Origin of the sequence: Tetragenococcus koreensis (assembly GCF_003795145.1) — a bacterium.
GTDB lineage: Bacteria > Bacillota > Bacilli > Lactobacillales > Enterococcaceae > Tetragenococcus > Tetragenococcus koreensis.
Genome location: NZ_CP027786.1, coordinates 2466026 through 2479194, shown reverse-complemented (window position 1 = coordinate 2479194; position 13169 = coordinate 2466026). Strand labels below are relative to the sequence as shown.

The 13169-nt window shown below is 35.3% G+C and carries 10 protein-coding genes and 1 CRISPR repeat array; all 10 genes read right to left on the bottom strand.

The features are described 5' to 3' along the window. Nucleotides 1-133: 133 nt before the first annotated feature. Complete coding sequence (locus tag C7K43_RS11805; RefSeq protein ID WP_226996797.1) at nucleotides 134-1699, bottom strand: PucR family transcriptional regulator; 1566 nt, start codon at nucleotides 1697-1699, stop codon at nucleotides 134-136. 223 nt (nucleotides 1700-1922) lie between these two features. Then, complete coding sequence (locus C7K43_RS11800; protein WP_124007013.1) at nucleotides 1923-2894, bottom strand: tRNA dihydrouridine synthase; 972 nt, start codon at nucleotides 2892-2894, stop codon at nucleotides 1923-1925. A gap of 189 nt (nucleotides 2895-3083) precedes the next feature. After that, complete coding sequence (locus C7K43_RS11795; RefSeq protein WP_124007012.1) at nucleotides 3084-3272, bottom strand: hypothetical protein; 189 nt, start codon at nucleotides 3270-3272, stop codon at nucleotides 3084-3086. A gap of 119 nt (nucleotides 3273-3391) precedes the next feature. After that, nucleotides 3392-4292: direct repeats of the CRISPR family, unit length 32 nt; unit sequence ATTTCAATCCACGCTCTCATGAAGAGAGCGAC. 149 nt (nucleotides 4293-4441) lie between these two features. Further along, nucleotides 4442-4735 carry a CRISPR-associated endonuclease Cas2 gene (cas2, locus tag C7K43_RS11790; RefSeq protein WP_124007011.1) on the bottom strand — a complete coding sequence of 98 codons (294 nt, stop codon included), beginning with the start codon at nucleotides 4733-4735 and terminating at the stop codon, nucleotides 4442-4444. A 13-nt stretch (nucleotides 4736-4748) separates the two neighbouring features. Continuing rightward, on the bottom strand, nucleotides 4749-5777 hold the full coding sequence (gene cas1c, locus C7K43_RS11785) for a type I-C CRISPR-associated endonuclease Cas1c (RefSeq protein WP_124007010.1): 1029 nt from the start codon (nucleotides 5775-5777) through the stop codon (nucleotides 4749-4751). After that, a complete protein-coding gene (gene cas4, locus C7K43_RS11780) occupies nucleotides 5762-6445 on the bottom strand; it encodes a CRISPR-associated protein Cas4 (protein ID WP_124007009.1) in 684 nt (227 codons plus the stop codon). Before cas4 ends, cas1c begins: the two co-directional genes overlap by 16 nt. Before the next feature lie 2 nt (nucleotides 6446-6447). Next, complete coding sequence (gene cas7c / locus C7K43_RS11775; protein ID WP_124007008.1) at nucleotides 6448-7290, bottom strand: type I-C CRISPR-associated protein Cas7/Csd2; 843 nt, start codon at nucleotides 7288-7290, stop codon at nucleotides 6448-6450. Continuing rightward, a complete protein-coding gene (gene cas8c / locus C7K43_RS11770) occupies nucleotides 7277-9160 on the bottom strand; it encodes a type I-C CRISPR-associated protein Cas8c/Csd1 (protein ID WP_124007007.1) in 1884 nt (627 codons plus the stop codon). The genes cas7c and cas8c overlap by 14 nt, the downstream gene beginning before the upstream one ends. A gap of 5 nt (nucleotides 9161-9165) precedes the next feature. Next, entirely contained in the window at nucleotides 9166-9897 is a 732-nt protein-coding gene (gene cas5c / locus C7K43_RS11765; protein ID WP_124007006.1) for a type I-C CRISPR-associated protein Cas5c, read from the bottom strand. Nucleotides 9898-10217: 320 nt separating this feature from the next. Continuing rightward, complete coding sequence (cas3, locus tag C7K43_RS11760) at nucleotides 10218-12659, bottom strand: CRISPR-associated helicase Cas3' (RefSeq protein WP_124007005.1); 2442 nt, start codon at nucleotides 12657-12659, stop codon at nucleotides 10218-10220. Nucleotides 12660-13169: the final 510 nt, after the last annotated feature.

The window sequence follows — 13169 nt, the reverse complement described above, 5'->3', positions numbered from 1 at the left end:
CCCCGTTTTCCCTCGAACTATTTTTTCGAGAATACCTGCTATTATACGGAAATAACGTCTCTTTGTATTTATCCTAAACTTAAAAGAAAAAAGAGATATTTTGTCGATTTTGACAAAAATACCTCTTTTGCTTTTACCCTTTTTCTGTGTTTTTTAATAAACGCCAGATCGCTATCGCACGGTAATAAGTTAAACTTTCAGGGAGTTTAGTCACAGAATAATGTACGATTTCATTAATTCTTTTTATTCGATATTTGATCGTATTCATATGCACAAATAATAATTCCCCTGCTTTTGCATAATGATTTTCAGCATCCAATAGAAAGATCGCTAATGTATCCAACAATTCTTCATGTTGCATTAAAGGCTGCAGTGGCACTAGTGCCTGACGAATTGACCTTTCCCCTTCAACAATTATCTTTTCACACTCTGTTGCAAATTGAAAATGTAGCTGGGTAAATATCACTTGTTGAGGATACAAAAGTTCTACCTGTGCTAGATGCTCTTCCATTTTAATATAAGCGGCTTGCACATCAGTTGTCGTATTCATTCCCAAATACTGAACGATTGTATGCTTAACTTTTTCCTTTTGTAAGTGATGAGAAACCTCAAACGCTATTGTTTCAATATTTTCATGCATCTTACCCGCATCCATAAATACCGCAATTGTCGGGCCAAATAGTTCAACCAACAAAACATTGAAACGTAAAGATAGCTCCTCTTTTAACCATTCCATTACCTCATTACGCAAAGCTGGTTTGGCTACATGAATAAACCATACATTAGAAATACTTCCCACATCTATATGCAAAATAGCGCCTAAACGACGCATCTTCACGCTTTCATCATGCAAAATCGCTTTTACCAGTTCTTGTGTGTTAACAATTTCATGGTTTTGTCCCCACAAATTCATAAAAATTTGTACGACTTCAGCGGTTTGTTTCACCATATTTTCAGTCAGCGGCTGATTTTCTTTAAACATATAAAGCTGCATAGCTTCCATGCCATTGTGATAAATCGGTCGTTTAACGATAGAAACTTCTTCTACTTCTTGAATGTCAGAATTTGTTGTTTGGCTTATCATATACACCAAATCAAGAGTATTGATCCGCGGCCAAGTTTCTGTATTAAGAATTTGATCTCTTATATCCGTCAACACAATAGAACTCCGCGTGCGATCGGTTAACATTTTCAACATCGTATCTGCATTGCGTTGACTAGTAGGAAGTTTCGAAATTTGTTCAAGCATTTGCTTGGAGAAACTCGCATCTTCCATTTCTTGTCTTACAATTACTTCAATTACCTCATAAATGACTTCACTGTAACGTAAAGAAGGCTCTCCTTTTGGCATAACAATGAGTGGAAAATTTAATTCATTGCATATTTCAATCAAGCGCTGATCCACTTCTGGGATAAAGACGCCGACATAATAAAGAATTAAGCCAATCTCTCCTTCATGATGTAAATGTTTAATCGTTTGTACTTGCGCATCTACGTCATGACTAATTGTCATCAAGCCGCTAATCACAACTTCGCTGCCATATTGATCCGCTTGATTGAACAATCCCTTATTTAATTTCGTAACATTTGATTGCTCAAGCACAGAAATCGAGGTCACTTGCTTTTCTAATCCAGCTTCTCCTGCCACAACTTCTGCCTCTCTTAAAGAAGGTAAGCTTAAAAGGGCTTTAAACTTCACACTCAATATCGTTTCCTCCTAACTACGCTTGGTTTGTCCGCTATTGTAGCATTAGAGTGAGACAAAGTCATGAGTAAAGTGTCAAACAATTCAAAATTTTGGGGCAAAAGTAGTTAACATTTTATTGTTAAAATTTTCGGCGAATACTTTCTCGTTTCTTTATCCATGTTTAGCAACAAAAAAGACACTCCCAAATGGAAGTGTCCAAATTCTTTGTATGTCATCACTCAATTGCTGTATCTTGGAAAAAATTAGCGAGAAGTTCGCGAACTTCATCTGTCGATTCTGTTTCCATTAATTGTGCCCGCAATTCACTGGCGCCTGGAAAGCCTTTGATATAAATTTTAAAGAAACGACGTAATCCAGCAATCGGACGAGGGACCGACTCGCTATATTGATCTTGCAAATCAAGTTGTAATCGGAATAAATCGATTAATTCTTGCACGCTATGCTCTTCTGGTTGCTTTTCAAAAGCATAAGGATTATTAAAAACTCCACGCCCAATCATAACCCCATCAACACCATATTGTTCCACTAGTTCTAATCCAGTTTGACGGTCAGGGATATCGCCATTAATCGTAATCAAGGTTTGTGGCGCAATCCGATCACGGATGGCTACGATTTTCGGAATCACATCCCAATGCGCATCAAACCGACTCATTTCTTTACGTGTTCGCAAATGAATCGATAAATTCGCAATATCTTGTTTTAATATGTGGGTAATCCAATCTTCCATTTCTGTCATTTTCTCGTAACCAATACGGGTTTTAACACTAACCGGTAATCCACCCGTTTTGGCAGCTTCAATCAGCTCTGTTGCTACTTCTGGCCGTAAGATCAGCCCGCTTCCTTTACCGCGTCTTACTACATTACGGACCGGACAGCCCATATTAATATCAACGCCACTAAAGCCCATTTCTGCCAATCCGATACTCATTTCACGGAAATATTCTGGTTTATCTCCCCAAATATGGGCTACGATTGGCTGTTCATCTTCTGTAAAAGTTAAACGCCCACGCACACTTTGTTTGCCATCAGGATGGCAATAACTATCTGAATTCGTAAATTCAGTAAAGTAAACGTCTGGTGCGCCAGCTTCTTTAATGACATGCCGAAAAACCACATCCGTCACATCTTCCATGGGTGCTAAAACAAAAAAAGGCTTTGGTAACTCTGCCCAAAAATTATTAGTCATTATGTATATTCTCCTATCTCGTACGTTCTGTTTAAACCTCTGAATATTCCTGTCAAAAACATAGTTATTATACTAGGAATGTTCAATAGACGCAAAAGAGGAGATTTATTTTTATCGCATTTGTGCCAGATAGATCAAAATCATAACAAGAGAAGTAAAACTTCGTTTGATGTGCTGCCAGTTGGTTTCCTATGTTCGAAAAGGTAGGTAATAAATTCCCAATTCAATCCCTGATAAGTCAAGAATAGAGAGCATTTCGTTCATTTTCTCCTCAGTCATAATTTTTTTCTTTCCGCTAAAGCTTGTTGGACCCCATAAATAACTATCTCTGGCATTAGTGTCTGTCAAACTAGCTGCAAAAGTGCGTTTTTTGTCCATCCGTTAGTGAACCTTAATAAATTTTACACTTATGTTTTATTTTTAAGAAAAACTGATTAGTTCGATAATTAAACGCTAATGTCTAAAACAACACATATTTGATTATCATACAATATGTTATTTCAATCCTCGCTCTCATGAAGAGAGCGACCTAAAATTGGCTTGCGCAATGCAGGTTTACGAGTATTTCAATCCACGCTCTCATGAAGAGAGCGACAAGTCCTACAGGAACGTTAATCTTCAAATGGAATATTTCAATCCACGCTCTCATGAAGAGAGCGACGAAACGATTTTAGCTAATGATCCCAATTTCAAAGGATTTCAATCCACGCTCTCATGAAGAGAGCGACGATGTGACACATTCCAATTTCAAAATTTTAAACACAATTTCAATCCACGCTCTCATGAAGAGAGCGACTTCTGCTCGTGTCATTATTGATCCCCTTTCGTCGGATTTCAATCCACGCTCTCATGAAGAGAGCGACGTGGTTTAGATAAAATCCCTGAAAGCACAGAAACTATTTCAATCCACGCTCTCATGAAGAGAGCGACCGCAGAATCGCACTGATTCCATTTACTGTCTATATCATTTCAATCCACGCTCTCATGAAGAGAGCGACATAGACATGAATCATAATATGGCCAACAAATTTATATTTCAATCCACGCTCTCATGAAGAGAGCGACAATTTAAGGTTGAGGGACAGCACGCTGAACTGGTATTTCAATCCACGCTCTCATGAAGAGAGCGACACAAGGAGCTTTGAATAACGTGATGGAAGACAGAATTTCAATCCACGCTCTCATGAAGAGAGCGACGGAAAGTGGGTTAACCCCACAAGTAAAGGTGTTATCATTTCAATCCACGCTCTCATGAAGAGAGCGACAAAATCTGAGATAGATAAACGGATGAAAGAGATCATTTCAATCCACGCTCTCATGAAGAGAGCGACAACCCACAGATGACATAGCATAAAGATCAATGGATATTTCAATCCACGCTCTCATGAAGAGAGCGACCGCGGAAAATACACGGCTTTGTACTACTTTCGGTTTAGAAAATCACCTAATAAATCGGAAAAAATGAGTAATTTTCATAAAATAGTACCAATTTTGCGCGAACCAACTTAGTATTTTATGTGCGACCTCGGCTCGCGCAAAACTATATATTATAATAGCAAAACATCTTTATCCGGATCATAGCTATCATTATTTCCCATTTGTTCTACTCTATTTTGCCAATTCTTTCCTAACAAATAAAACCGAATACTGTCAAGCTCCGGATTAATAATATCAGCTAATTTTCCTTTTAATTCAACAAATTCTGCTGGAACAACCGAACATTCAAAAACAGAATTTTGCACTCGTTGTCCATAATCAACACACAAGTTTGCAACATGTCTCAGACGTTTTCTTCCTTGTTTCGTCTCTGTATTTACATCATAAGTGACTAAAATCATCATGGGCTTGCTCTCCTTACGCCATAAAAGGTGGATAACTTGGTAAATCGTCTCGAATAGCTTTTGCCATTAATTGCGCTTGGACATAGGGTAACAACATTAATTTTACTTTTTCATTAATAAATGGATGCACCACTTCCGTATGCTTACGATTTTGCCATTCTTTAATAAAAATACTTCTTCCTTTATCATTCAAAAAAACGCTACCGTTCTCTTTTATGTCAAAATGTTTATTAGACACTTGTTTCTTATTTATTAAAGAAAAAACAAAACGATCGACAATATAGCTTCGAAACTCTTCAACCAAGTCCAAAGCCATACTCGCTCTTCCAGGACGATCAGTATGGAAAAAGCCAACATAGCTATCTAAACCAACCGTTTCTAAAGCAGACTGACACTCATTTGTTAACAAGCTATAACCAAACGAAAGCATAGCATTGACACAGTCTAGAGGCGGTCGCTTTGTTCGTCCATTAAACTGGAATACATCTTTATTAACTAATACAAAATCATTAAAAACTCTAAAATAAGTATTAGCTGCATTCCCTTCAATTCCTCTTAAACTATCTTTGTCTTTTACTTGTTTTATTAACTCAATACTTTTTAATAACTCTTTGTCGACGTTATTAAATAAAGATTCATCTATTTTTCCACTATGATCACGTTTAAATCGTAACACATACTTTCTCGAGCTAGAAATTTTAGCAAGCAAGCTTCTTTTAGCATATTCAATGGATCGTATATCATCATCTGCAATTCTATATTGCTCACGTCGTAATAAGACGTTACCATTTGTCATACCAACAAAGCGCCCACAAAATTTACCAGTTGGTGTTAAAAAGGACAAACTTATATTATTTTCATTACATAGTTGAACAAGTGAAGGAGAGGTACCTAGGTATGAAAAACAAATAATATTTTCTATAATCCGGTAAGGAAATCGGTTGACTATTTTACCATCTTGCTTTATGACAATATTATCTCGTTCACGTGATAAGTAGTAATCTTCTTGGGTAATATATAATGTATTTAATAATTTTCGCATACATCCGCCTCACTATAAATAGCATTTTCAATGTAGTTATCAATATTTTTAGGCCTCTTGTTCATTCTCGGCATGCAAATATCATATAGTGAACATAATCGACAATTTTTAAAAAATTCTGCATCAGGTACTTTTTTATGTTGATAATAAAAATGCATTTTAGCAGAAAAATCATGAACTAAATCGCGTAATTCTTTTGTGATATCTATTTTAATTTTCTTATTCACACTATGATAAAAGAGGTAACTATTTGAAATCTGGCAATCCAACGTTTCTTCCAAACACATCACTTCTGCAACTAGCTGAATCACATCTCGTTTGTCTTTTTTGGGCTGTCCTCGTTTATATTCAACAATATATGGCTGCCATTTTCCTTTTTTCCCTTGAAAGGAGATACCATTTTTGTCTTTATAAAACTCAACCACATCTAAGATTCCTGATAAACCTAAAGAACTTGAAGAAACATGAATAGCCCGTGAAATAAACATATCTTTCCTTTTTTCCTTAATATAGGGATCATCTGCTTTTTTGTGTAATTGCTGTCCTTCCGCAGTATAACTATTCTCCGCCCACTGCTGATCAATATGAATCAGGCCCCACTGTCGTTTACAAAAATAATAGTGTTGAATACCTGATAGCATCAAGTATTCATCTTCTACGTAACTCATGGTTACAGCCCTTCAATAATTTCTACTTGCAATCCTTTGTCTTTATACTCAGCTAATTTTTCTTGATTAAGTCCAATTTGGTAATCTTCATAATTTTCGTGTTCCGAAGAAACATCATATTCAAGTAGATCATGAATTTTTGCGCTAGAAACATTTCCTAATTTATTAGAATGTGTAAACCAAAAAAGCTCTTTTATTGCCATTGAACCTTCTGGACGAGCTGAGGATACATCATTAGCAAATAAACTCAGCAAAGATTCTTTAATGACAGCCAAATCGTCTTCATTAAATCCAGTTTTTTCTGAGAAGAAGACGTTTGCCGAACCATAAACAACATAGACGCCATACTCCACAAAATGTTTGGTCCCCATGGTATCAGAAGAACGACTAGAACCTGCTTTAGGCTCCATACTATTTGCACTACGGGTAATTTGCATGCTTGTAATTTCAATAGGATCTAAGGATTTGGCCATGGAAACAGAGACAGGGCCACGAATACCAATTGATCTGTTTTGATAAGTGATCACTTGGCCAAAAGAACGAACATCTAACCACTTTTCATTTGACCTTTTCTCCACTTCTTCATCTGGCTCTTTGTTAAATTCATTTTCAAATCTTTTTTGCAGTGAATTAAACCCATCATCCGCATGATCTCTTGATTTTACAAAAATTTCATTTCCTTGATCTTGCATCCGGTTGCGAATTTTACGTTTGATTGCTACATCGCTAATTAATCCGTGACCGTTTGAATCAGTTCTTGGCATATTACCAGCGAGTGGATCTCCATTTGGATTAGCATTCTGTACTTCAATTGTTGCGATAAAATCTACTTTATTCGTTAACATTTTCTACTTCCTCACTTTCAGTTTTAGTAAATAAAAATTGTGTTTCCGCATAGTAACCAAAAATAAAATGAAAATCGAGCGCTTTATTGATATCCGCTGAATTTAAGTAATGATCATTTAGTATATTTATAATCTCTTGTTTTTCCTTGTTTAATTTAAATAAAAGCCCTGGATTAGCGCTTCTTAACGCTTTTTCATAACTTTTTGTTTTCTCAATTAACGTTTGCATAGTCTTCGCCGGATGGTTGGTATAAGAAGTCCAAAACTTTTGTGCATTAGTTACACGTTGTTTATCAGGCTCCGACCGATTATAAGTTGCTCCTTCTGTCCGATCTAATACTGCCAGTAACCGTCCATAGAGATATGAACGATCGGTATTTTCTCTATCTAACACTGGTAATTGCTCCTCTCCATTTTTATGACTAAAAACTGCTAATGTTGTAAATTGTATTTGTAACCATGTTTTCTCGTAATTCATACGTTTCCGAATGTTGGCTTTCAAAGCAGTAGAAATATTTGCTGGAAGTAGACGACCATCGATCAAGCTAACCACCAGTTTTTGAAATTGGTCTTTTTTAAAATTATCATTATCCACCTCAAGCCGACCGTTACGTTCTACCCCATAAGCCGTTTGCAAAAATTGCCATAGAGAAGGCGTTGTTGGATGTATTTTTTCATCTTGTACACTATAACGTTCCCACGAATACCTTATTTGCCATTTCTGCAAGTTTCTTAATAATTGTGAAGCTTGTAAATCCCGGAAAAATTTTAATGAGATACGACCATTGCTCGCTTTATCAATAATTGCTGCATAATAGTTGGCATCTTTGCTAAATTTTTGCTCTCCAAGAATAAACGATCGTCCCACCTCTTTATTTGCTAAAGAAACGACCTTAGGCTTCGTTGATTGATTAGTTGGAAAAGGTACAATACTTGGAACAGAAATATCAAACTGACTGTCATTTGCGATATCATCGCTAAACCAATTCACTAAATACTGTTGTCCGCCTAACCAGCGCCGGCTATTTTGATTTTCAAGTAGATATTTCAACATCAAATGAACTTTTTCAGATGTTTTATAGCCTATTTGGATAATATCTGTTCCATTTTTGAAGCGGCCTTGATAAGTTTCTTTATTATTGCTTACAGAAACTAACTTCGCATTACCAAGCAGCCCGCGGTGTTTAGTTGTTAATTGTTGCTCTTCACCACTAATATTACAAATGCCTCTGGGGCTATCTTGTGCTTCCACATACCGAATATAATTTTCATGTAATTTCACAAAATTAGTCACACTTATTGTCTGATAACCACTAAAGTCGTTGATCGCAAAAGTTAGAAAGACCTTAGTTAAGTCCGCTTTTTTACTTTTTTTGCCCTCAGTATAATGAACTTCTAATTGGTTGCGAGTATAGTTTTCTTTTCCGTATAATTTATCTAAAATTTCATCGAGAAAATATTCTTTACTAATGAATTGTTTAATAATCGTCAAAAACTCTTTCACTTTTGTATCAGTTACTTCTTGATACCAACGATTGAATTCATTGAGATATAACTGATGCAAATCTTTGTCTTCTGCAGCAATATAACTTATTTTATCTACTAAGGGATGACTTGGCGGATTTTTTCCAGAACGTGCGATCGAATCACTAGTAACTGGAAAAATAGTCATCTCTTTTTCAGGCAAAAACTCTGCCTGTGATAATTTTCCTTGCTTCGTTAAATAAATTTGAATAATATCGTTGCCGCGCGATTTCATATTCGTGTGATATAAAGGTAAAAGAATAGTATTGTTTCCCTCTTGCTTGTCTACCAATCCTTGTTCTGTGCTCGTGTCATACGCTTGTAGCAAAGCCGTTAAAAAATCCATTCTCCTCACCTCGTTTCCATTTCGTCATATTCTTCTAATTCTTTATCAACTGATTTGATTTCTTGTTGATTCTTAAAATTATAGGTTGATAGTGTGTTTACAATTTCGCAATTTTCTTTCTTTTTAAATTGAATCACACCATCTTTCATTACCACATCTGCAAAATAGCTTTTTAGAGGCTGATTATCTTCTGTAGGATATTCAAATTCTTGAAACATAATCCCCATTGAAAGAATTTTTCCGTCGTACTCACTTTCTGCTTGTTCATATTCTTCCCGGGTAAGATACTCTGCTGTAGCTACACATTCTCTGGTCCCCAGAAAAATATCACGACGACCTCCTTTTTTAATCGAGCGTTCCATAATAGCTTCGTGCTTTTTTTGATTCCGATCGTTGATTAAATCAGGACGTTCTTCATTCCATGTCATGTAAAAACGCACCAAATATTCTACGTTAGTAAGATATGAAACATAGTTAAGATCTGCCGTATTTACTTTCCCGCTTCCCAGCAAAGCCCTAGTCCCAATTACTTCAGTTTGGATTTGATTTATCACTTTCACTTCAGTAATGACATTTCTAAATGTTGGCTTAAAATACAAACTATCTACGCAACCTTGCAATGCTTGTTTAGTTGGTAAAGTGTAAGTTGCTTTTTCACCGCCTCCTTTCGTTGAAGGATTAGTAAAAAGAGCATAATTCCCTTTTAACTTCACGAAAAATTCTCGTGATTTAAACATTTTATCCACCTTCCTTTTAACATAGAAATAAAGTAAACTTCATAAAAATTTCGAAAAGACTAAAAATTAGTTTTTTCGGTAACGTATAAAGAATTTAAACGTTAAATTTCTAACAAAAAACCTACTCTTAATTTCATTAAAAATTCTTTTGCATTAACCGTTTTTTATTATCTTCTATATTATATTTAATATAAAAAAATAATCAACAACTGTGAATACATTTTTTACAGCAACCTTTTTATGGTATAATTTTTTCATCATAGTAAACTATGTGGATTGAAATTATATTACATTTAATGACGTTTATACTATAGAATTTTCTATAGTATAAACTCATTCATATTCTCCATCATACCAACTTCATTATCATAAAAATTTTGCTGTAAAATCAGAATTTCTCCGTCCATGTAGCTCATCAGAGCATTCTGCTTTTCATCGGAAACCCGCATATTTATCGTATAAGGTTGCAACTGGTTTAATAAGTTTTTTACTCTTTTTAAATCATCTATATTATATTCAGTTTGAAATAGATCAATTGTTTCAATCAAATTTTCAATCAGCGGCACGCATTTCTCATCTGCATCATAATAAACAATGACTCCCTTAGAATGATCTTGAATCAAGTCCATTTTTATGCCTGCTTCTTTAAAGGATTGTTTCAATGACACATATTCTACGTTATGACTCTCGTTTGTAGATAACAGACCATAGACAGTAGGTTCATCTTTTCCCAAAGGATAGTCAAGATCTTCCTTTTTACTATCTGCAAAGTAACGTTCGAAAAATTCATCATTTAATTGCTCAATATTTACCGGTGAAGATAAGTCTTCAATAATTTGTTCTGTCACTCTTTTTTTAACTTTTATTGATTTCAAATAAGATAAATTTTCTTGGTCATTATTTACATCAACTAATTGTACAATTCCTTTGTCTCTATCCCCCTCACGATTACAGCGACCGCTTGCTTGAACGATTGAATCAATTCCTGCATAAGAACGAATCACTCGATTAAAATCCAAATCCACGCCTGCTTCAATTAATTGTGTACTGATGCAAATAATTGGCTCTTTTCGACAAATCTCGTCCTTAATATTCTTAATAATATCCAAGCGATGTTTAGCGCACATATTAGTTGATAGATGATAACACCGCCGTGGATCTCGATCTTTAACCAAGTCATATAAATATTTAACGGCTGCTTTAGTATTTAAAATGATTAAAATTGAGTCATCTTCATGCTTGGCAATTTCATCTGCAATATCTTCAATATTTGCTATTTCATTATCTTCATTAAACTTATAAACTTCTGTTCGTTCAAAAACTTGTCGCTGTTGTTCATTCAAGTTAATAATATCCGCCGGCTCGTTTTTTAACCCACCATACAATATACGATGATCGATCCCACTAGAGTCATAAACGGGCTGTGTCGCTGTGCAAAGTACGACATTGACTTTCATAATCCTACTTAAAAAATTCATCGTTAGATTAAACAAAGTGGTTACTTCCAGAGGTAGAGACTGGACTTCGTCGAGGATAAGCGTACTATTAATCAAGTGAGCAAAGCGCCGAATATTGCCTGACTTCACTTTAAAAAATGTTTGAAATAATTGAACCATTGTACTGAGAACGATTGGGCTATCCCAAGTATCAATCAAATAGTCTTTGTAAGCAGTCGCTTTTTCATCACCATCTACATCTTCTTTGCTCTCTGTATCTACCACATTTGAATGATGTTCCAAAATGCCCTCTGTTCCAACAACTTTTTCAATTTCCGCTGCATTTTGTTCGAGGACGGATAGATAAGGAGCGATATAAATAAAACGGTGCTTACCTTGTTTGTTCATTTGATGAAACCCATAACGCATGCTCAGCTGCGTTTTTCCAGCGCCTGTTGGTAAATTCAAGCGATAGATGCCCGATGAATCTTTCGAACCACGTTTTTTAGCCTCATTAGCGATAGATGTACGAATTTTATTAATTTCTGTCGTCGGATTTTGATAATTTTCATATACCCATTCGATAGACTCTACATAGTGAGTAGAAAGTTTGCTATATGTATGTGCCGACATAGGTTCGATGATATTGGTATAAGCATTAATCGTATCAAGAATATCTGCATTCTTAAGTAAAGATAGATATAAACGCACGATTAATGTGGTATAAAAATCTCTTTCTGAATCATCTTGAGGGTTTAATTTTTGCCAAAGTGACAAAAAATTATTAAATGCTTTTAAGATCAATTGCTCAAGTGTCATTTGATTTTCTTTTTTTAATTGTTTTTCCAACTCTGAGGCAAAGCCCAGCACAACTGTCTCAAAATTATAATGCTTATCCAAGTTGTTTGAAATTCTCTTGAATAACTTACCTATTTTGTCATCCTGTGTAAAATCCGAATTTTCTTTTAATGGGATATCAAATAACCCATGGTGCGCGGAAATAACATAGCAAACCGTCTCAATAAAGGGTTCACAATATTCCATTTTCTCTTTATCTATTACCTGTTTTTGTAGAATTTGTCCCATTTTTTCTAATAAAAACTTTGCCCCGGCAGTCGAATGATCTACATGTGTTTGTCGTTGATGAATGATTTTATCCTGGAATTTTGGATCAGCCTTGCCTAAATCGTGAAAAAGTCCGCAAAGAAATGCCACATCTTGTTGACCGATCTCTTTAGCTTCCTCTGCCGCGCTTTGAGCTACGTTGAATAAATGAACATCTAAGGATTGAGTGTTTCCAGTTTGTTTGTCATAGTGTGCATACAATACTTCACCCTTCTCTCTGCATAATTTTTGTGTTTCAATGTCCAAATAGCAAACTTATTTCTTTGGCCTTGATTATTTAATCTCTAATCCTAGCTGGCAATCAATTGTAAGCGTTATTTAAAATATATTATACCAGATTTTTACTTTTTTGCTTGAAAATTCAAAAATTTTTTCCAGCTTTCATTATATCTTTAACCAATCACAAGCATAAAAAAACGCCATTACGAAATCCTTTATAGAACTGTAGACTACACACAATCTATAAAGGAAGGATTCAAAATGACACAATTTGAACATAGAATAACAACGCATTTCGCTCCTGAAAAGGATGACAAAAAAAGCTGATAATGATCCAGTTGGAAAACCTATTTCAATCCGCGCCCCCGTAAGCTATAAATATCAGACAGCTCAAAACTATGCGGCAAAGACAAGGAGTAAACAGTTATTTGATTTCCTAGTGGACAAACAAATGACAGATAAAAGTCCGACATTCCCTTGTCCGAAAACAAA

Coding starts and splice junctions, on each gene's coding strand:
- cas2 (WP_124007011.1), bottom strand. CDS start 4,735: ATGATGATTTTAGTCACTTATGATGTAAATACAGAGACGAAACAAGGA.
- cas4 (WP_124007009.1), bottom strand. CDS start 6,445: ATGAGTTACGTAGAAGATGAATACTTGATGCTATCAGGTATTCAACAC.
- cas8c (WP_124007007.1), bottom strand. CDS start 9,160: ATGGATTTTTTAACGGCTTTGCTACAAGCGTATGACACGAGCACAGAA.
- cas1c (WP_124007010.1), bottom strand. CDS start 5,777: ATGCGAAAATTATTAAATACATTATATATTACCCAAGAAGATTACTAC.
- C7K43_RS11795 (WP_124007012.1), bottom strand. CDS start 3,272: ATGGACAAAAAACGCACTTTTGCAGCTAGTTTGACAGACACTAATGCC.
- cas5c (WP_124007006.1), bottom strand. CDS start 9,897: ATGTTTAAATCACGAGAATTTTTCGTGAAGTTAAAAGGGAATTATGCT.
- C7K43_RS11800 (WP_124007013.1), bottom strand. CDS start 2,894: ATGACTAATAATTTTTGGGCAGAGTTACCAAAGCCTTTTTTTGTTTTA.
- cas7c (WP_124007008.1), bottom strand. CDS start 7,290: ATGTTAACGAATAAAGTAGATTTTATCGCAACAATTGAAGTACAGAAT.